The organism is Thermodesulfobium acidiphilum (assembly GCF_003057965.1).
Lineage (GTDB): Bacteria > Thermodesulfobiota > Thermodesulfobiia > Thermodesulfobiales > Thermodesulfobiaceae > Thermodesulfobium > Thermodesulfobium acidiphilum.
The window spans coordinates 81,327-101,367 of record NZ_CP020921.1; the positions used below are offsets into that span (position 1 = coordinate 81,327).

At 36.1% G+C, this 20,041-nt stretch carries 18 protein-coding genes and 3 tRNA genes; 16 read left to right on the top strand and 5 right to left on the bottom strand.

All coding sequences use genetic code 11. The features are described 5' to 3' along the window. Positions 1-134: 134 nt before the first annotated feature. Genes TDSAC_RS00405 through TDSAC_RS00430 form a run of 6 tightly spaced genes read left to right on the top strand, consistent with a single transcriptional unit; the run spans position 135 to position 8,834 of the window. Complete coding sequence (locus tag TDSAC_RS00405; RefSeq protein ID WP_108307793.1) at positions 135-3,716, top strand: nitrate reductase subunit alpha; 3,582 nt, start codon at positions 135-137, stop codon at positions 3,714-3,716. After that, a complete protein-coding gene (narH, locus tag TDSAC_RS00410) occupies positions 3,713-5,149 on the top strand; it encodes a nitrate reductase subunit beta (RefSeq protein WP_108307795.1) in 1,437 nt (478 codons plus the stop codon). Before TDSAC_RS00405 ends, narH begins: the two co-directional genes overlap by 4 nt. Before the next feature lie 2 nt (positions 5,150-5,151). Continuing rightward, the gene (locus TDSAC_RS00415; protein WP_108307797.1) at positions 5,152-6,453 is read left to right on the top strand and encodes an MFS transporter; all 1,302 of its coding nucleotides are present in this window, start codon (positions 5,152-5,154) and stop codon (positions 6,451-6,453) included. Positions 6,454-6,459: 6 nt separating this feature from the next. Then, positions 6,460-6,969, top strand: a complete 510-nt coding sequence (gene narJ / locus TDSAC_RS00420) for a nitrate reductase molybdenum cofactor assembly chaperone (protein ID WP_108307799.1) — start codon at positions 6,460-6,462, stop codon at positions 6,967-6,969. Then, positions 6,956-7,645, top strand: coding sequence for a respiratory nitrate reductase subunit gamma (narI, locus tag TDSAC_RS00425; RefSeq protein ID WP_108307802.1), 690 nt, complete (start codon positions 6,956-6,958; stop codon positions 7,643-7,645). The genes narJ and narI overlap by 14 nt, the downstream gene beginning before the upstream one ends. Positions 7,646-7,661: 16 nt before the next feature. Further along, a complete protein-coding gene (locus TDSAC_RS00430) occupies positions 7,662-8,834 on the top strand; it encodes an FprA family A-type flavoprotein (RefSeq protein ID WP_108307804.1) in 1,173 nt (390 codons plus the stop codon). Between the two features lie 15 nt (positions 8,835-8,849). Here the strand turns inward: TDSAC_RS00430 and TDSAC_RS00435 are convergent, their stop codons facing one another. Then, positions 8,850-9,023 carry a ferredoxin gene (locus TDSAC_RS00435; protein ID WP_108307806.1) on the bottom strand — a complete coding sequence of 58 codons (174 nt, stop codon included), beginning with the start codon at positions 9,021-9,023 and terminating at the stop codon, positions 8,850-8,852. A gap of 126 nt (positions 9,024-9,149) precedes the next feature. Between TDSAC_RS00435 and TDSAC_RS00440 the strand changes: the two genes are divergently transcribed. From TDSAC_RS00440 to TDSAC_RS00485, 10 genes are all read left to right on the top strand, one after another. Next, the gene (locus TDSAC_RS00440; protein WP_108307809.1) at positions 9,150-9,878 is read left to right on the top strand and encodes a Rossmann-like domain-containing protein; all 729 of its coding nucleotides are present in this window, start codon (positions 9,150-9,152) and stop codon (positions 9,876-9,878) included. Positions 9,879-10,000: 122 nt separating this feature from the next. Beyond that, positions 10,001-11,119, top strand: a complete 1,119-nt coding sequence (locus TDSAC_RS00445) for a linear amide C-N hydrolase (protein ID WP_108307811.1) — start codon at positions 10,001-10,003, stop codon at positions 11,117-11,119. Positions 11,120-11,230: 111 nt separating this feature from the next. Further along, on the top strand, positions 11,231-11,986 hold the full coding sequence (locus tag TDSAC_RS00450) for a class I SAM-dependent methyltransferase (RefSeq protein ID WP_108307813.1): 756 nt from the start codon (positions 11,231-11,233) through the stop codon (positions 11,984-11,986). A 149-nt stretch (positions 11,987-12,135) separates the two neighbouring features. Beyond that, positions 12,136-12,951, top strand: a complete 816-nt coding sequence (locus TDSAC_RS00455) for an electron transfer flavoprotein subunit beta/FixA family protein (protein ID WP_108307816.1) — start codon at positions 12,136-12,138, stop codon at positions 12,949-12,951. An 11-nt stretch (positions 12,952-12,962) separates the two neighbouring features. Then, positions 12,963-13,997 (top strand): electron transfer flavoprotein subunit alpha/FixB family protein, encoded by a 1,035-nt coding sequence (locus TDSAC_RS00460; RefSeq protein WP_108307818.1) that lies wholly within the window; start codon positions 12,963-12,965, stop codon positions 13,995-13,997. Beyond that, entirely contained in the window at positions 13,984-15,285 is a 1,302-nt protein-coding gene (locus TDSAC_RS00465) for an FAD-dependent oxidoreductase (RefSeq protein WP_108307821.1), read from the top strand. Before TDSAC_RS00460 ends, TDSAC_RS00465 begins: the two co-directional genes overlap by 14 nt. Beyond that, entirely contained in the window at positions 15,282-15,554 is a 273-nt protein-coding gene (locus TDSAC_RS00470; protein ID WP_108307824.1) for a ferredoxin family protein, read from the top strand. Before TDSAC_RS00465 ends, TDSAC_RS00470 begins: the two co-directional genes overlap by 4 nt. A 136-nt stretch (positions 15,555-15,690) precedes the next feature. Next, entirely contained in the window at positions 15,691-17,451 is a 1,761-nt protein-coding gene (locus TDSAC_RS00475; RefSeq protein WP_108307827.1) for an AMP-binding protein, read from the top strand. Between the two features lie 321 nt (positions 17,452-17,772). Next, the gene (locus tag TDSAC_RS00480; protein WP_108307830.1) at positions 17,773-18,033 is read left to right on the top strand and encodes a thioredoxin family protein; all 261 of its coding nucleotides are present in this window, start codon (positions 17,773-17,775) and stop codon (positions 18,031-18,033) included. 4 nt (positions 18,034-18,037) lie between these two features. Then, complete coding sequence (locus tag TDSAC_RS00485) at positions 18,038-19,012, top strand: permease (protein WP_108307832.1); 975 nt, start codon at positions 18,038-18,040, stop codon at positions 19,010-19,012. 3 nt (positions 19,013-19,015) lie between these two features. Here TDSAC_RS00485 and tsaA read toward each other — a convergent pair whose 3' ends face one another. The 4 genes from tsaA to TDSAC_RS00505 all read right to left on the bottom strand — a co-directional run bounded on the left by tsaA (position 19,016) and on the right by TDSAC_RS00505 (position 19,982). Next, entirely contained in the window at positions 19,016-19,723 is a 708-nt protein-coding gene (gene tsaA / locus TDSAC_RS00490; RefSeq protein WP_108307835.1) for a tRNA (N6-threonylcarbamoyladenosine(37)-N6)-methyltransferase TrmO, read from the bottom strand. A 17-nt stretch (positions 19,724-19,740) separates the two neighbouring features. Then, positions 19,741-19,816 (bottom strand) — tRNA-Glu (locus TDSAC_RS00495). A 10-nt stretch (positions 19,817-19,826) separates the two neighbouring features. Further along, positions 19,827-19,900, bottom strand: a tRNA-Gln gene (locus TDSAC_RS00500). Positions 19,901-19,906: 6 nt separating this feature from the next. Then, positions 19,907-19,982 (bottom strand) — tRNA-Phe (locus tag TDSAC_RS00505). Positions 19,983-20,041 lie beyond the last annotated feature (59 nt).

Below are 20,041 nucleotides of genomic sequence, written 5' to 3' on the forward strand. Positions count from 1 at the left end.
AGTTAATACTGTTATTGCATCATCACTCAGGATTTTGATTTTCTTGATTTAAGTCAATTATTTTTTAAGGCTAAACCTTTATAATGTAAAAAAAGTGAATGCGGGTGAAGATCTTTTGAAAGGTGGGGTATGAATTGGATAATTGGATAGAAGAGAAAAAAGAACCATGTTCGGCTGAAGATGGCTACAGAAAAAGATTTTCTTATGACAAAGTAGTTAGATCTACACATGGGGTGAACTGCACCGGTTCCTGCAGCTGGCAGATTTTTGTAAAAGAGGGAATCATCACCTATGAAATTCAGCAAAACGATTACCCATCTACCCAGGATGGCCTTCCTGAATACGAGCCCAGAGGATGTCCCTGTGGAGCCAGCTATTCCTGGTATGAATACAGCCCTCACAGGATAAAGTATCCAATGATAAGAAGATCTCTATATGAGCTTTACAAAGAAAAGAGAAAGGATCTTGATCCTGTAAACGCATGGGGGGAGATTGTGAAAAGTTCTTCTCTATATAAAAAAAAGAGGGGCTGTGGCTCTTTTATAAGAATTTCTTTTGATGAGGCGGTTGAGATAATTTCTGCAGCAAACATATATACCATAAAAAAATATGGACCAGATAGGGTAGTCGGCTTTAGTCCTATCCCTGCTAAGTCGATGGTCAGTTATGCATCGGGCACTAGATACCTTTCTTTGATAGGTGGAGCAATATTAAGTTTTTATGACTGGTATTGCGATCTGCCTCCCTCTTCTCCCCAGATGTTTGGGGATCAGACAGACGTTCCAAAGTCGGCAGATTGGTACAATTCTACCTATCTTCTTTTGTGGGGGTCAAACGTTCCTCAAACCAGAAGGCCTGATGCACACTTTTTCACAGAAACCAGGTATAAGGGGACAAAGACTGTGGTTATATCCCCCGATTTCAGTGAAGCGTGTAAATTTGCAGACGTTTGGCTCAGCCCAAAACCAGGAAGTGATGCTGCTTTGGGGATGGCCATGGGACACGTTGTATTAAAAGAATTTTTTATTGACAAAAGAAGCGATTACTTTGAGTCTTATTGCAAGCAGTTTTCAGATATGCCTTGCTTGGTAATGCTTGAAAAGGAAGGTGATTTTTTTAAACCTGGAAGATTTCTTAGATCGAGCGATCTTGGTGGTAGAGAAAAATTTGATGAATGGAAAACTGTTATATTTGATAAAAAGATTGGTATATGTACACCAAATGGCAGTATAGGTTTTAGATACCAGGAAAATGGAAAGTGGAATCTTGAGTTAAGAGATTCTTTAACTGGAAAAGAAATAAATCCAGAGCTTAGCTTGATTGATTTTAGAGATATTGATGCAAAAGTTTTGTACCCATATTTCGGAGGGACTAAAGAAGTAATCGTAAGAAAAGTTCCTGCAAAGAAGATAATCATAGACTCCAAAGAATTTTACGTCTCAACTGTATTTGACTTACTTGTAGCTCACTATGGGATTGATAGAGGATTGGGTGATGAAAACGTTGCAAAGAGCTATAACGATCTCAATTGTTATACCCCAGCGTGGCAGGAGAAGATAACAGGTGTAAAGAAAGAAATTGTAATAAAGATTGCCCGCGAATTTGCAGAGAATGCACTTCTCACAAGAGGAAAGTCAATGATAATAATAGGTGCAGGAGTCAATCACTACTACTATACTGATACTATCTATAGGGCGGCTATAAATCTACTTACAATGTGTGGTTGCATTGGGCAATCTGGCGGTGGTTGGGCCCACTATGTGGGACAAGAGAAAGTCAGGCCGCTTGCAGGCTGGTCAACCTTTGCATTTGCGCTTGACTGGTATAGACCCCCAAGACATGTAAACTCGACCTCCTTTTTCTATGTCCACACTGATCAGTATAGATATGAAACCTTGAAGGTTGATGATTTACTTTCTCCTATCGCTAAAAAGGATGCGTATAGCTCTCACCCATTTGATCTTAATGTAAAGGCCATAAGACTTGGCTGGCTTCCAGCTGCGCCATATTTAAATATAAGTCCTCTGGATATATCGGATCTTGCAAAGGCAAAGGGAATAAACATATCAGAATATATTTCTGATGAAGTTAAAAAGGGAAACATCCTATTTTCCTATCAAGATCCAGAAGATGAGAAAAATTATCCAAGAAATATGTTTGTTTGGAGATCGAATATAATGGGTGCAAGCTCAAAAGGGCACGAGTATTTTATAAAATATCTCTTAGGCGCAAAATCTGGGCTGATAGAAGAGGAGTCAGACTTAAGCGATCTTAAAGAAATAAAAGTAAGAGAACCAGTTATTGGCAAGCTGGATCTATTGGTAACTATCGATTTCAGAATGAGCACGACTTGTCTGTATTCCGATATAGTATTGCCCTCAGCTACGTGGTACGAGAAAGAAGATATAAGCACTACTGATATGCACCCATTTATTCATCCCTTTTCACAGGCGGTAGATCCATTGTGGGAGTCCAAAACTGACTATGAGATCTTCAAGGCGATTTCAAAGAAGTTTTCTGAACTCGCTAAGGACAATTTGGGGAAAAGAACCGATACTGTTCTTTCTCCGCTTTTACACGATACGCCATCTGAATTAGGTCAGCCAACTGAAGTGAAAGATTGGAAATTGGGAGAGTGTGATATCTTACCAGGCAAGACGTTTCCTGGCATCACTCAGGTAGAGAGAGACTATCCCAATGTTTATAAACAGTATACGTCCATTGGACCCCTTGTCGAAAAATTAGGAATTGGCGCAAAAGGGGTGTCCTGGTTTTGCAGTGAAGAACTTAATGACTTAAGATCTATTAATTCAGAAAATAATGGTTTAGTTAGTATCTCTTCAGCAAGGAGCGTTTGTGAAGCAATAATGTGTCTTAGCCCTGAGACAAATTCAAGCGTTTCGTTTAAGGCGTGGGAAAACATTTCGAAAAAGACTGGGAGAGATCATTCAAAAGTTTTGCCACCAAAGGATTATGTTCTAAGATTTAGAGACCTTCAGATCCAGCCAAGGAGAACTATCACCTCACCTTGCTGGAGCGGAATTGAGTCAAAAGAGGTTCCATACAGCGCAAACTATTTAAACGTTCACGAGTTAATTCCATGGCGCACCCTTTCTGGCAGGATAGAGATATACCAGGATCACAGATGGATGAGAGACTTTGGCGAAAATTTTGCAATATATAAAGCGCCAGTTAATATTCTTTCTACCGATAAGATCAAACTTGATGAGAACTGCATAACGTTAAAGTTTTGCACTGCACACCAAAAGTTTGGCATTCATACCACATTTATTGATCTCCAGATTATGCAAAACCTCTCAAGGGGCGGGCCTCACGTATGGTTGAGCGAGGCTGATGCAAAATCAATTGGGTTAGAAGATAATGATTGGGTGACTTTATACAACAGAAATGGGACTGTCGTAGCCAGAGCTGTTCTCTCACAGCGCATACCAAGTGGAATGGTAATTATGTATCACGCTCAGGACAAGATTATAAACAATCCTATCTCGGAGAGGACATCAGCCAGGGGTGGCGTGCATAACAGCTTGATAAAGATATTACTAAATCCTTTGCATATGATCGGTGGATATGCTCAGCTCTCCTATTTCTTTAATTATTATGGCACGATTGGTTCGAATAGGGATGACTTCGTGATTGTGAGAAAACTAAATAAGGTTATCTGGACTCAGAAAAGAGAAGGGGGTGATGCCTTATGAAGGTAAGGGCACAGCTTGCAATGGTGCTAAATCTTGACAAGTGTATTGGATGCCATGCCTGTTCTGTCACCTGTAAGAACGTCTGGGCACAAAGATCTGGTTTAGAGTATGCATGGTTTAACAATGTTGAAACAAAGCCAGGCATTGGATTTCCAAAAAATTGGGAGACTCAAAATAGATACAAAGGAGGCTGGGAGCTTTCGGGGAAAAATCTTAAGTTAAAGTCTGGATCAAAGCTAAATGCATTGTTAAATATATTCTCAAACCCAAACCTTCCTACAATTGAAGATTATTCAGAGCCCTTTACATTTGACTATTCTTATCTTAAGAATTCCGAAGAAGATGCCTTCCCAACTCTGAAGCCTGTATCAGCTATTACCCATAAAGAGATCGATATAAAGTGGGGAGCTAACTGGGAAGATGACCTTGGTACCACCTTTGAGAGCAGGTCGAAAGACTATAACTTTAAGGATATTGATTCGTCCTTGTATTCATCGTTTGAAAACACATTTATGATGTATTTGCCAAGGCTTTGCGAACACTGTCTTAATCCTGCTTGCGTTGCTTCCTGTCCATCTGGTGCAATTTACAAAAGAGATGAAGACGGCATAGTACTAATTGATCAAAATAAATGCAGGGGATTTAGAATGTGTGTTAGCGCCTGTCCTTATAAGAAGATTTACTATAACTACAAGAGCGGAAAATCTGAGAAGTGTATACTTTGTTTTCCACGTTTGGAAGTAGGAAAGCCTACTGTATGTTCTGAGAGTTGTGTGGGGCGAATTAGATATATCGGCGTTTTATTGTACGATAGGGACAGAATAAAAGAGGCTGCAGGCTGTGATGAAAAAGAACTTTATAGAAGTCAGCTCTCGATAATACTCGATCCAAATGATAAAGAAGTTATATCAAAAGCCATAGAGGACGGCGTGCCAGAAAACTTTTTAGACGCTGCAAAAATTTCGCCTGTTTACAAGATGATAAAGGAATTTAAGATAGCTTTTCCGCTTCATCCCGAGTTTAGGACTCTGCCAATGGTTTATTATATTCCACCACTTTCACCCATACAGTCAGGACTAATCTCAGAATCGGATGAAGACGTTTTGCCCGATGTCTCGAAATTGAGAATCCCTGCAAAATTTTTGGCAAATATGTTAACTGCAGGGGATGAAAGCCTAATACTTGAAGCCTTGAATAAATTGCTGGCAATAAGGATATACAACAGAAATAAGATTCTTTACAAGGACAATAACACAGATTCCCTCGAAAAATCCAATCTTACTGTTAGCCAGGCAGAATATCTGTATAAGCTTCTTGCCATTGCTGATTACTCTGATAGGTTTGTTATACCGACTCTTCACAAGGAAAACTATGATGATAACTATGTGAAAAAGGGCATCGTAGGATTTCCAAAAAATGATTTTGGAGGGTAAAGATGACAGGTGAAAACGTATTAGTTAAGGGTTCACCTAGCCAGGGTCTATTTGGAGCGACGCTTGGATTTTTCTTTGGATTTGCGGCTGTTGCTCTCTTTGGGCCTACAGCTATAAAGTTTAAGGATATTCTTGGACTTTCTCCTCAAATGCTTGGTCTTTTGGTTGCAATGCCAGCTCTTTCGGGGTCAATTCTCAGGATACCTTTTTCTGCCTGGGTTGACTCTGTTGGAGGGAGAAAGCCCTTTTTGACTTTGATGGTTATTGCAATATTTGGACTTATTGGTCTTTCCGGGCTTGTTTACTTTATCTTTAAAAATCCATCTTATGCCAGTCAAAATAAGATTCTGTTTTATTATCTAACACTGTTTTTTGGACTACTAAGTGGCTGCGGGATTGCAACCTTTTCTGTGGGTATATCTCAAGTCTCGTATTGGTTTCCGCAAAAAAAGCAAGGTTTCGCGTTGGGGACTTATGCTGGAATAGGAAACCTGGCTCCAGGAATATTTTCATTTTTGCTACCAATTAGTCTTGTAAATCTCGGGATAATCAATTCATATTTTATATGGCTCGGATTACTAATATTTGGTACAGTACTTTACTTTATATTGGGAAAAGACTCATATTACTTTCAGATGTTAAAAATGGGACACAGTAGAGAAAAGGCAATGGAATTTGCCCAAAGTTGTGGACAGGAGATTTGTCCTGCTAAGAGTTTGATAGATAGTTTGAAATTGTCTGCAAAAACTTTAAGAACCTGGCTACTCGTAATTCTTTACTTTACCACATTTGGTGGTTTTATGGCCTTAACAGCCTGGTTTCCTACTTATTGGACGCAGTACTTTAAGGTAAGCCTCTTTGTAGCAGGGTCACTAACTGCAACATATTCTATACTTACCTCTGCTATAAGGATATTCGGCGGAGTTATTGCAGACAAGATTGGCGGCATAAATACATCTATAATTTCGCTTGTCCTTATGGCAGTGGGTTCTTTTGGAATATTATTTATTAGGAATATTGATTTTTGTGTATTGTCTATGATTATTATGGCAGTAGGTATGGGAATGAACAACGCTGCTGTATTTAAATTGGTACCAAGAATGGTCTCAAACGCAGTAGGAGGTGCTTCTGGATGGGTTGGCGGATTGGGCGCTTTCGGCGGCTTTGTAATACCGCCTTTACTTGGTGCTTTTGTTGCAAAGAATGGTTTAGAGGGTTATCGAGAAGGATTTTTAGTCTTTCTTTTGCTCGCAGTTTTCTCGATCGTTATCGATATAATTTTAAAGAATATGGCTAAAGAGTAAAATATTATGAATTTTTCAGAATTTATGAAGGCACTTTCTTTTCTCTTTAGATATCCAGATGATATGTATAGATTAGAGATCGAAAAATTTGAATTTAATGCAAAAAATCTAAATTTATACGAATATCTCAAAGAATTTACAGCTTATTACAGAGGCAAATCCACCCTGGATTTGCAGGAATATTACGTAGATATCTTTGATCTCACACCCCAAAATTCTCTTTGTATGTTAGATCACATGCGCTTAAACAACTCTCAAAAAGGTCATGAATTGGTTAAGATAAAATCTCTTTACAATGAATTTGGCTTTAGCCCAAAAAATAATGAATTGCCTGACTACATTCCACTATTCATTGAATTCCTTTCTTGTGTAGAAAAAGAATTTGCTTTAAAGCTTTTGAACAAGTATAAATTGGCTTTTCAAAACCTATATTCTAGGCTTTTTGAATCGAAAAGTCCATATTACAGCTTATTTGAGATCCTTTTAGATAAGGAGGCGTTAGATGAGTTACTTTGATTATCTTACTTTTCTCTTTTATCCCTATGTAGTTTTGAGCATATTTGTATCTGTGAGCATATTTAGATTTTTTTATAGGCCTTATAATTGGAAAACAGCCTCAAGCGAGATCTTTGAGGACAAAATATTAAAGGTAGGAAGCAATCTATTTCACTTTGGTATTTTGGCGTTATTTTTTGGGCACCTATTTGGCCTTCTCACTCCTGAGAGAATTTTTCAACTTGTGGGACTATCAAGTGGCGTCCATCAGATGATAGAAATAATTTTTGGATCCATTTTTGGAATTATAACGGTTGTTGGTGTATTGCTATTAATATTTAGAAGGCTTACTAACCAATTAGTTTTAGCAATGTCAACTTCGATGGACATCTTTGTCCTCTTGTGGATCTTTTTTACACTGTGTTTAGGCATGACGTGTGTAATTTATTCTTTTCTATTTGAGAGAGATGGACATCTTTTACTGTATCTATCTCAATATGTAAAAAATCTCTTAACTTTTAGATTTCAGGCAATAAATTATCTTGTAATGATTCCTGTAATTTATAGAGTTCATATGTTTTTTGGTTTTACTTTGTTTTTAATACTACCATTTAGTAGACTTGTTCATATATTTAGTGGTTTTGCACTCCCTCTTTATCTGTTTAGAAAAGCTCAGATAGTTATAAAAAAAATTTAAAAGGAGGATATTTAAAATGTCTATTAAAAAGATTTCAGAAGGCGTTTGGTCTTTGAGGTCTAATGATTGGGATAGAAGGGTCTTCGATGAGCTAATTTCTTTGCCGTATGGAACTACTTATAATGCATATCTTGTGAAAGGAAGCGATAAATGTGCTCTCATTGACACTACAGACCCTACGAAAACGTATGAACTAATAAACGATCTCAAGAGGCTGAACGTGAGAGTGGATTATGTAATCTCGAATCATGCTGAGCAAGATCATAGTGGATCAATTGGTGACGTATTAAATCTCTATCCTGATGCTATGGTTGTAACTAATTCTAAATGCAAGGACTTTCTGATTGACTTATTGCACATAGATAGCGATAAATTTCTGGTAGTAAAAGAGGGCGACAAACTAGAACTTGGTTTAAAAACCTTACAATTTAAGATAACTCCATGGGTGCACTGGCCAGAGACTATGATTACTTTTTTGGAAGAAGAAAAAATACTTTTTACGTGCGACTTTTTTGGTTCACACCTTGCAACAAGTGAACTTTATGTGACTGATGAATCCCTTGTATATATGGCTGCTAAGAGATATTATTCTGAAATCATGATGCCATTTAGAAATAATGTCAGAAAGAACTTGGAGATTGTAAAGAGTCTTTCCCCAAAAATTATTGCTCCAAGTCATGGCCCTGTTTATCAGGATCCAAAATTTATAGTAAACGCAACCGAAGATTGGATATCGGACAAAGTGAAAAATCTTGTTTTGATACCGTATGTTTCTATGCATGGAAGTACTAAAATATTGGTCGAAAGACTTGTCCAAAGCTTGACAGATCTTAATATTGAAGTGATACAATTTAGTTTAACAAAAACTGATATAGGAGAAATAGCTATCCATATGGTTGATGCTGCAACTATTGTGCTTGCAACGCCTACGGTATTGCTGGGGCCTCATCCTGCAGCTTTATATGCTACTTATTTGGTATCTGCCCTGAAACCAAAAACGAAATACTTTGGTTTAATAGGTTCATACGGTTGGGGGTCAAAAGTTGTGGATATTGTTTCAAATATGCTTTCACCACTAAAGCCACATATAATATCCCCTGTCCTTATAAAGGGTATGCCAAAAGATGAAGATCTAAAAAAGATAGATGATTTAGCTATCCAGATAAGTGGATTGCACAAAAACTTATAAATAGTGTTTGATTTGTTATTCTAACCATATAGCCTCAACCGGACAGGATTCTTTAGCGCTCTGGCAACAATCACTACAGGTTTCTGAGATGACTTTTGCCACAGCGCCATCCATTTTAAATACATCGGGACAAAGCGCTTCACAGGTTCCGCAGCCAATGCACAGAGTTTCGTTTACATAAGCTTTCATTCTTTCACCTCCTTTTAAAGCTTTAAAGTATAGATAAAGGTTATAATATGTTTATAAATCTTACAAATAAGAAATTTTTATTTAAAACTTTAATATCCAATTATTTTTATTCGTGAGGTGAAAAGGATGCTACTTAGTTCTTTGAAAGATAGATGGTGGAGAAGAGTGGTTGATATGGGACTTCAGGGGGAGAGCATAAGCGTAGAAATTAAGGGTCTTACTCCAAAGGAAGCAATTGGAGAACCACAGAGGAATGACTTTCCACTGTTAAAAGGAAAAGAATTATTAATTCAAGCTAAAATCAAAAATTCAATTGGTCAGGCGTTTACCTCAATTCCATCTAAATATGTTGGCCGTCTTGAAGAGATAAATAAATTGAACGAGTCGCAAGAACAAAATAGGGCATTGATAGTTGCAACTATCAATGCTACTTACAGATATCTTGGGCTTTTAAATGATACTGTCCACTGTAGAGATGAAGGGCCTGAACTTTGTGCCAGGAAAGCATTAGAACAATTTATAGAAAACTATAGAAATTTAAAAGTTGCAGTTATAGGATATCAACCGGCATTCATATCAGCTCTTTCAAAGTATTTTAATATGCGAGTGACTGATATGGATCCAGAGAATATTGGGAAATTAAAAAATGGGAGCTTAATTGAATCTTACGAATTGAACAAGGATATAATAAAAGAAAGCGATTTAGTTTTCATGACTGGCTCAACTCTTGTAAACGGTTCAATTGATGAGTTAGTTGAATACAGTTCTGGAAAAGAAATTATTCTGTTTGGAACGACGTGTGCCGCTTTTGCCTATGAATTCGGCTTTAAAAGGCTTTGTTTTCAGAGTAGCTAAGCAATGTTAATTAAAACTTTATAAAAATATTAATCTATATTATAATATAAATATATTATTGAGTATTGTGTTACATAATTTTTCCAATAATCGTATTTCATAAAAAGCTTTGAGAGGATAATTTGTTTTATAAAGCAAGAGGTTTGTTTGTAATAGTTCTGACGCTTTTTGCACTACTGTGCATAGGCTCTATGGCATTTGGGTGTACAGCAGTTGTTTTGCATGGGAAAGATATAATTGCAGCAAGAAACTTTGATTGGACTGATGGACATGCCCTTGTGGCAAGACATGAAAGAGGAATTAAAAAGGAAGCGGATTTTTTACAGGACAACGATGATGATGATTTCAAGAGTGCTGAATGGACTTCAAAGTATGGCAGTATAACTTTTGATGTTGTTGAAACCAGTCTTTTATACGGTCAGATAAGTATTCCTGTAGATGGAATGAACGAAAAAGGCCTTTGGGTTTCATCTTTGTGGCTTGATGACAACGACGGAAAGGCTATAAGTAATTTAGATTTTAAAAAAGTTTCTATAAACAATTGGGAATTGATAGAGTATCTTCTTGATAATTGTGCAGATGTAGATGATGCTTTAACTGCTATCAAGAATATTCAAATAATCAATTTTAATTATGCTGACATGTTAGTTAACCTGCACTATATTATGGCTGACAGTTCAGGTAACACTGCAATAGTAGACATATTGCCTGATAGCAGGGTTATAATTTATAAAAATCCTGAACTTGATATTCTAACGAACAACTTTTACCAATCGAGCTTAGATAACCTAAAGAGATATAAAGGCTTTGGAGGGAAATTAAACTTTCCAAAGGACGCCGAAGCAAATAGCGAAAATAGGTTTGTAAAGGCAGCAATTTTATATAACGATATGAAAATATATCATAAAGATTCAATTTGTGGTGCATTCAAAATCATGAGGGAAACTGCGCAAAATGACATTGGAGAGCTACCTTATGAAGGGATTACTCAGTGGACTGTGGGATATGATCTTACAAAAAAAGAAATTTATTGGTATTCGAGAACAAAGAATGCTAAAAAATTCATAAAACTTTCTGATATTGACTTCTCAAAGCCTCAAAAAATAAAACCTCTTGACATAAACGATGTGCTTGTAGGTGACACTACAGACTATTTTAAAACGGGGGGAAAGACTTCACCGAACAAAAAACATAAATTTTTATTCTTTATTTTTAACTCTTCTTCGGAAGATAATATTTGAATATAATTTATTTTATATTATATAATATTTTGTATGTCAAATCGTATTGACAAAATTAATGAATATATTTTTACTATAAAATTATAAATAACTAAGGGGTAAAATTATTTTTTGAACAAGTGGGATGCAGAAAATTATGATAAGAAAGTAGGTTTTGTTTCCGAATTTGGGAAAGAACTGCTTCAATTGTTATCCCCTATACCCGGTGAGAGCATTTTAGATCTTGGTTGTGGAACTGGCGACTTGACTTATGAAATCTTTAAGTTTGGGGCAGAACCTATAGGGATAGACTGTTCTCCTGCTATGATTGAAAGAGCACGCAAAAAATATCCTGAAATACAATTTTTCGTAGATTTAGCAGAAAGCTTTCGATTAAAAAGCCAAGTTGATGCAGTTTTTTCTAATGCAGCTCTTCATTGGGTGAAAAAAGCCTCTTTAGCAATTGAATCAATTTATCTTGCTTTAAAGGAAGGCGGCAGATTTGTGGCCGAATTTGGAGGTAGGGGCAATGTGGATATGGTTATAAAAGCGATATATGAGGTACTTTCTAAATATAAAATTGATGCAGCTAAACTTAATCCATGGTTCTACCCTTCTGTGGAAGAATATACTTTATTACTTGAGAATCAAGGCTTTAAGGTAATAGAAGCGTATCTATTTGAAAGGCCTACCAGACTCAGAGGAAAAGAGAGAGGATTAAGAGACTGGCTAGATATATTTTTCGGAATATTTTTTGAGGAGTTATCAGTTGATGAAAAAGAAGAATCTTATAAGTCTATAGAAGAAATTCTCAAGCCAGCTTTATTCAGAGATGGGAGCTATTTTGCAGATTATGTACGCATAAGGATTAAGGCTGTAAAAGTATGATTTTTAAAATTTATTTAAGGTAATAAATACTTAAGATCAGAGTAAAAATATAAAATTAAAATAAAATTTACTCTAAAAGTTTTTTAGTATTCTTTAAGCTATTAAATTTTAATAGCTTTTTAAGTAATTTTTATCTGAAGGAGGTTTATGTGCACTCTTTAGTTTTTATTAAACAAGTTCCAGATGCAGCTCAGGTTAGAGTAGACTATCATACTGGGACCCTGATTAGAGACGGAGTTCCTGCAATAATCAATCCTTACGACGCTCACGCTATTGAAGCAGCTGTCCAGATAAAGGACAGATTTGGTGGAATAGTTTCAGTTTTAAGTATGGGTCCTCCAATGGCCGAAGAGGCTTTAAGAAAAGCTTTATCCATGGGAGCGGATAAGGCATATCTTCTTTGTGATAAGGTCTTTGCAGGATCTGATACCTGGGCTACAAGTTATGCTTTGTGGGCAGGGGCACAGGAGGTTATACAGGAGAATGGGCCAGTTGATATATTTTGGGCTGGCAAACAGGCTATTGACGGTGATACCGCTCAAACTGGCCCTGGTTTGGCAACTCGCTTTGATATACCACTTGTGACTTGTGCTATAAAAATAATAGAAGTAAATCCTGAGAAAGGCTATGTGATAGCTCAGAGACAAATCGAAGGAGGTTTTGAAACCCTTCAGGTTACCATACCGTGTATGATTACTACAGAAAAAGAGTTGAATACTCTTAGATTTTCTCCTCTTCCAGATTTAATTAGAGCTGCAAAGTTAGAGATACGCGTGCTTAACTCAAATAATATAAAGATTGATCCAACAAAGTGTGGTTTAAAAAGTTCTCCTACGAAGGTAAAGAGAGTCTTTGTCCCGCCTAAGAGAGAGAGAAAAGAGATTATTGAGGCTAGCGTTAACGATGTGGCAAGAGCTCTATTTGAGAAATTAGAACCCGTTTTAAAAGAAATGGGCAAATTATAGGAGACTGTGTTATGACTCATAATATTAGAGAATATAAAGATGTATGGGTTTTTATAGAACACGATAATGGGAGAATTGAGCACGTTTCTCTGGAGCTATTAACTAAAGGTCGCCAACTGGCAAAAGACTTAGGATGTAAAATTTGTGCCTTTACTGTAGGGGATAAAGTTGAGATTTTTTCAAATAAGTTATCAGAATATGGAGCTGAAAAATTTTATTTTGTTGAAAACCCTGTGCTGAAAGAATATAGAACTGAACCTTACAGGGATAGTCTTCTATATTTAATTGAAAAATATAAACCTGAAATAATATTAATTGGAGCGACCACTCTTGGTAGAGATATAGCAGCGACACTTGCAACCAAACTTGATACAGGATTAACTGCTGATACTACGGCGCTCGATATAGACTTTGAATCAGACGCAAAAAATCTATTAATGACCCGTCCAACCTTTGGTGGGAATCTTATGGCTGTAATATATTGTCCTGACAATAGGCCTCAAATGTCTACAGTAAGGCCTGGAGTTTTCCAGGCAATAAAAGATCCTGTAAACATTGAAAAGATTAGAGAAGAATTTGAGTTCTTTGAGGATAAAATACCAAAAAAAATTTTAGAAAGAGTTAAGACTGAATCTGATAAAGTAAATTTGAGCTTTTACGACGTAATAATAGCAGGGGGTAGGGGAATAGGAAAAAAGGAGAATATAAAGCTTCTAGAAGACCTTGCAAGAACTTTGGGAGGCACATGGGCTGTATCAAGAAAGGTGGTTCAAATGGGTTGGGCTCCATACTCAAGACAAGTAGGTCAAACTGGTCAAACTGTTCATCCAAAGATTTATATAGCTGCAGGAATATCTGGGGCAATTCAACATCTGGCTGGAATGAAATCTTCTGAAATTATTGTTGCCATCAATAAAGATCCTCATGCACCAATATTTGACATAGCAACTTATGGAATTGTAGGAGATGCTATAGAGATTTTACCAAGACTAACTCAATTTTTTAGCGATAAGCTAAAAGCTGGAGGTTCAAATGAGAAAAAATGATTTTGACGTAATAATAGTAGGGGCAGGACCTGCGGGACTCGCTGCTGGCTATGTTTTAGCTAAAGAGGGAATAAACGTTGCTATTATAGAACGTGGTATTTTTCCAGGCTCTAAAAACGTTATGGGTGGCATATTTTACAGAAGTTCTTTGGATGACTTGATACCTGATTTTTATAAAGAAGCACCTTTAGAAAGACATATAGTGGAGCAAAAGATTTGGCTTTTATCAGATGATTCTATGTTTTCTGTAGGGTTAAAGAGCGAAAAATATAACGCTGAGCCGTACAATTGTTTTAGTGTGTTCAGGGCAAAATTTGATAAATGGTTTGCAAAAAAAGTATTGGATGCCTCTGCGATGATAATAAATGAGACAGTAGTGAAAGAACTAATTTTGGATAAAGAGAAAGTAGTCGGTGTAAGAACCGATAGACCAAATGGAGATCTTTATTCTGATGTAGTTATATCGGCTGAAGGGGTTAATTCCTTTTTGCCAAAATATCTTGGTTTGAGAAGAGAGATTAATACAAATAACGTTGCTCTTGGCGTAAAGGAAGTTATAGAGTTGCCAGATAAGGTTATAAACGATAGGTTTGGAGTTTCAAACTCTTCTGAGGGAGTGGCCATAGAGATAACTGGTCCCTATTTTAAAGAAATGAGAGCAATGGGTTTTGTTTATACCAATAGGAATTCTTTGTCTATAGGCATAGGAGCAGTTATAGAAGATCTGGTGAGGCTTAAAATAAATCCTAATGATTTGCTCGAAACTTTAAAAGGCCATCCAGCAATAAAGCCCTTAATTAGCGGTAGCGAAACTAAGGAGTACATGGCTCACATGATTCCTGAGGGGGGATATTATTCAATGCCAAAACTCTATTATGATGGTTTTATGGTTGTAGGAGATGCAGCTATGCTTGTAAACAGCATTCACAGAGAAGGAGCAAATCTAGCAATTGAATCTGGAAAGTTTGCAGCAAAAACATATATTGAAGCAAGAAAGATAGGAGATTTCTCACAGAGGACGCTGAGCGCTTATCAGAAAAAACTTGAAGAATCATTTGTGTTGAAAGACTTAAAGACATATAGAAATTTACCAAAATTGTTAGAAGAAAAAAAGTACCTTATTTCAAAATATCCAAAATTTTTAATAGATGCTATGTATGAAATATATAACGTAGATAGAGTTTCAAAATCAGATAAAATAAAGTTAATCTTAAATAAAGCGAAAAAGGAAATTGGATATTTTAACATTATTAAAGATATATTTAGTGTCTGGAGGAACTTCAAATGAGAATTGAAGATAAGCTTTATTTGATAGGTTACAATATCGACGAAGAAAGCCATCTGGGAGTAAGTGATCCAAATGAGTGCAAGAGATGTCAGGGGAGACCCTGTACGTATATTTGTCCAGCGGGAGTTTATTCATACGACGATGAAGAGGATAAACTCTCTATTAATTATGATGCATGCGTTGAATGTGGCACATGCAGAATTGTTTGCAGTTATATTACTTGGAGATACCCAAGAGGGGGGTTTGGTGTACAGTATAAATTTGGATAGAGCTTTATAAAAAGTTATAAAGAAAATAAAATTTTAGTAAATTCCTTTTTTTACAGTTATCTTAAGATAAAGTTTCCTTTTTTTTATGTTATAATAACAGAATATTCTGACAATTATTTTAGGAGAGGGATAATTTATGAAAAGAGAGTTAGAAGAGTTTTTGAAACTTAGGGATTTTGTCTTGTCTTACCCTGATTATGAACAGTGTAGAAGAGAATTTAAATGGCCTCATTTGACGAAATTTAATTGGGCATTAGATTATTTTGATTTTATCGCATCAAATAACAACGATACTGCTTTATTATTTGTAGATGATGATGGAAAAGAGATCTGGGCAAGCTACGATTTTTTAAGAAAAAGATCTAATCAGGTGGCTAATTTTTTAAAGGAAATTGGACTACAAAAAAGGGATAGAGTGATGGTTATGATGGAAAACTCTGTTTCTCTATTTGAAATCCTTCTTGGAATAATGAAAGCGGGGGGGGTTATAATTCCTGCTGCTACCATGCTTCCTGCTGAAGACGTTGCAGAAAGAATAGAAACTGCTAATATAAAGTTTGTCTTTGTAGATGGTGATATTGTTCCAAAGCTTTCTAAAATTGAAGTTATTGCAAACAAATATCTAAATGCTGTTGTCAATGTAGGGAATCATTCAAACTCAGTTTTTAATAATAGTAAAGGAAAGTCCCCTATTTGGATAAATTACATTGAAGTTGACAATTTCAAAGAAGAGTATTCCCCCTCCTTTATCACATATTCAACTGATGAAATGTACTCATTCTTTACCTCAGGTACTACTGCAAAGCCAAAGTTAGTTACACATAATCATAACTATCCTGTTGGCCATCTAACAACTCTTTACTGGGTGGGATGTACAAGAGGTGATATTCATTACAATATAAGTGCTCCTGGCTGGGCAAAACACGCTTGGAGTAGCGTTTTTGTTCCCTGGAACGCTCAGGCGACGGCTTTTATCTATAAATATAAGGGTAGATTTAATCCGAAAAATATTTTGTCTAAGATAGAAAAATATAAAATTACTACGCTTTGTGCACCACTTAGTGTATGGAAACTCTTTTTGATTGAAAATCTAAAGAGTTATAAATTTTCTTTAAGAGAGATTGTTAGCGCAGGCGAGCCTCTTAATCCCGAAGTTATAAAGAAAGTCAAAGAATACATAAATCTTAATTTAAGAGAAGGTTATGGCCAGACTGAGAGCACTCTTATGATTGGAAATTTTAAGGGGGAGCACACTAAAAAAGGTTCAATGGGCAAAGCTGCCCCCGGATATAATTTGAGCATTTTGAGTAATCAGCTAGATCTTAAAAATGAAGGTGAAGATGGACAAATAGGTGTCAATATCTATCCTATTAAACCTCTTGGGATTTTAAATGCCTACAATGATTCGGCTAAAAATGAATCGGTTTTTAAGGGCGGTTATTATCTTTCAGGCGATACCGCTTATGTAGATAAGGATGGTTATTTTTATTTCGTTGGTAGAACTGATGATGTGTTTAAGAGTCTTGACTATAGAATCAGTCCTTTTGAGGTTGAAAGCGAAATTATGGAACATCATGCAGTTCTTGAAGTTGCAGTAGTGCCTACCACAGATGAAAGAGAGATGATAGTTCCAAAAGCTTTTATAGTTTTGAAGCCTGACTACATTCCTTCTCGCGAAATGGCACTCGAATTGTTTAGATTTATCAGGAAACATATAGCTCCTTATAAAAGACCTCGCTTTATAGAATTTTTGGATTCATTTCCAAAGACAGTAAGCGCAAAGATAATAAGAAAGGATCTGAGAGAATACGATCAAAAGATAAAAAAGAAGAAAATTAAAGCTGAACACGAATATAGAGAAAAGGACTTCCTGGAGGAGATAAGGGGTAGCGTATAAAATTTAATTATTAATTAACAATATAATAAAAGGAATTATTTTTACTCCATTCTGCTTCGCTACAAACTTTACAGCATCTTCTGGCCTCAAACCTAGAAGGCGCCTTATTTTTTTAGGTTTGGCTGCTTGAACTTTCTTTGTTAAAGCCGATCCGTTTGAGTTTTTAGCATGCTCCTCCTTTATTTATTGTAATACTATGTTACATGTAACCCTAAATCTTTTGTATGACAAAATCAGGCAAAATTATATAAATACTTGACGAAATTTATTATATAATTATAATATACATAATTAATAATGTATTTATTAGGAGGTCAAAAGGTGATTATAAAGATTTTAGGAACAGGATGTACGAATTGTAATAGGTTATATGACAACACAAAAAAGGCTATTGAGATGGGACAGATTCCAGCAACTATTTATAAAGTTGAGGATGTAAAAGAGATAATGAAATATAAGGTTATGACTACCCCAGTTCTTGTGGTGGACGAAAAGGTCGTTTTCAAGGGAAAGGTTCCTTCGCCTGAAGACATACTAAAAACAATATTTAACGAAATGTTAAATAAAGATAAGGACAGTTAATCTTATGCAAATATTTACCTGGTTTGCTGATTACGTAGTTTATAACTTTTTGCATCTTGAGAAGGGACATCATCTTACTAACGCTGTTCACTTTTTTATTGAGGATACTTCCAAAATATTTTTTTTGCTTCTGGTTATTATATTTATAATAACCTATATAAGAAGCTATTTGACTCCAGAGAAAGTCAGATCGCTTCTTGTAAAAAAGGGTAAAAATATTTATTTTGCTCACCTTTTAGCCGATCTTGTGGGAATAATAACTCCATTCTGTTCTTGTTCTGCTGTGCCACTGTTTATTGGATTTGTTGAAGCTGGAGTACCACTGGGCGTTACTTTTACATATTTAATAGCTGCTCCCACTGTCAATGAAGTAGCACTAGTTCTTTTGTATGGCTTATTCGGTTGGGAGATAGCTGCTATATATATACTTTCAGGAGAAGTTATCGCATTTTTTGGTGGCATTATAATAGGGGCACTGAAACTTGAGAAATATGTAGAGGGTTATGTTTATGAGAATGTCTCGACAGATATAGATTTAGAAGTAGAAGAAATTAAGATAACTTTTAAAGAGAGGGTAAAGGAAGCTTTTGAATACACTATAAATCTTATAAAAAAGATTGGGATATGGGTGATTATAGGTATAGGTATGGCATCTGGAATGCACGGATGGGCACCTACTGGCTTTTTGGCTCAGATTGCAGGACCGAATAACCCTTTTGCAGTTTTAGTAGCAGTTTTGATAGGAATTCCGCTTTACTCAAACGCTGCTGGCATGATACCTGTAGTCTCAGAGTTAATTAGATTGGGAGTTCCTATTGGTACAGCTTTAGCCTTTATGATGTCTGTAACTGCAGTATCTCTTCCTGAAACAATACTTTTAAGACAAGTTATAAAACCACCTCTTTTAGCTATATTTCTTGGAATAGTGACGGTATCTATAATCTTTACAGGGTATCTTTTTAATTTCCTGATACCATAAAAGTTATAGGGGTGAGGGGATAATTTCTAATTTGTTGCATTTGTCAAATTCGTACTCGAGTCTATCAGAGTGTATGGTTGCTCCACTAATAAGCACCACTGCCTCGAGAAATTTTAGACTACCTTTTACTTTGTATCTTGTTTTCTTGCTTCTTATTACCGTATTTTTATTTATAAGTTCGAGAAAAAATTCTATAGCTTCAATTGAGTCTTGAGAAATGTTGCCAAGGGACTTCTTTATAAAGCCGATTAAAAGCTCTCTTCTCTCCTCAACGCTTAACTTTGTAAAGATGAAGCTCTTTTCCTGTGTAGCGCTTAGGATAATTTCATTAAAAGGAGAATATGATTTTATATCGAGTATTGGTGTTTCGTCATAGAAGTCTAGGCCTGAAACTTTTAAAATATTTTGCTCTCTTTTTATTAGTTCTACAGTATCTAGCGCAATAGGGTTGGGTCTAACAGGACTTCTTAGAGAAAATACGCCCGTCAGAGGTTGGCTAAAATCTCCTCTTGGATAAACCAAAAGAGGCTTATCTGAAGGAGTTCCAAAGAGCGCTACTAATACTAAAAAAGAATTATTTTCTATACCTCTAAGTCCAGCTTCAAACTCTTCAAACACATGGATCTCACCACTATAGCCGTCCGGTGGAATTTTTGAACCCTTTTTCAGGTTCGATACTACTCTTCCAATCACTTTAAAAAATTCATTCATTTTTCCCCCTAAAAAAATGGTAGCCCTATGGGGATTCGAACCCCAGTTACCGAGCTGAGAACCCGGCGTCCTGGTCCACTAGACGATAGGGCCACAAACTAACTGGCTGGGGAAGATGGATTCGAACCACCACTACATGGTCCAGAGCCATGCGTCCTACCGTTAGACGATTCCCCAATAAAATGGTGCCGAGGGCCGGAATCGAACCAGCGACACGAGGATTTTCAGTCCTCTGCTCTACCTACTGAGCTACCTCGGCAAACCTTATATATTTATACATTATTTTAATTTAAAATGCAAGCCTTGACATAACGAGAT

Excerpts from the sequence above, each read along its gene's own strand:
- narH (WP_108307795.1), top strand. The coding sequence starts at position 3,713 with ATGAAGGTAAGGGCACAGCTTGCAATGGTGCTAAATCTTGACAAGTGT.
- TDSAC_RS00415 (WP_108307797.1), top strand. The coding sequence starts at position 5,152 with ATGACAGGTGAAAACGTATTAGTTAAGGGTTCACCTAGCCAGGGTCTA.
- narJ (WP_108307799.1), top strand. The coding sequence starts at position 6,460 with ATGAATTTTTCAGAATTTATGAAGGCACTTTCTTTTCTCTTTAGATAT.
- narI (WP_108307802.1), top strand. The coding sequence starts at position 6,956 with ATGAGTTACTTTGATTATCTTACTTTTCTCTTTTATCCCTATGTAGTT.
- TDSAC_RS00430 (WP_108307804.1), top strand. The coding sequence starts at position 7,662 with ATGTCTATTAAAAAGATTTCAGAAGGCGTTTGGTCTTTGAGGTCTAAT.
- TDSAC_RS00435 (WP_108307806.1), bottom strand. The coding sequence starts at position 9,023 with ATGAAAGCTTATGTAAACGAAACTCTGTGCATTGGCTGCGGAACCTGT.
- TDSAC_RS00440 (WP_108307809.1), top strand. The coding sequence starts at position 9,150 with ATGCTACTTAGTTCTTTGAAAGATAGATGGTGGAGAAGAGTGGTTGAT.
- TDSAC_RS00460 (WP_108307818.1), top strand. The coding sequence starts at position 12,963 with ATGACTCATAATATTAGAGAATATAAAGATGTATGGGTTTTTATAGAA.
- TDSAC_RS00465 (WP_108307821.1), top strand. The coding sequence starts at position 13,984 with ATGAGAAAAAATGATTTTGACGTAATAATAGTAGGGGCAGGACCTGCG.
- TDSAC_RS00470 (WP_108307824.1), top strand. The coding sequence starts at position 15,282 with ATGAGAATTGAAGATAAGCTTTATTTGATAGGTTACAATATCGACGAA.
- TDSAC_RS00475 (WP_108307827.1), top strand. The coding sequence starts at position 15,691 with ATGAAAAGAGAGTTAGAAGAGTTTTTGAAACTTAGGGATTTTGTCTTG.
- TDSAC_RS00485 (WP_108307832.1), top strand. The coding sequence starts at position 18,038 with ATGCAAATATTTACCTGGTTTGCTGATTACGTAGTTTATAACTTTTTG.
- tsaA (WP_108307835.1), bottom strand. The coding sequence starts at position 19,723 with ATGAATGAATTTTTTAAAGTGATTGGAAGAGTAGTATCGAACCTGAAA.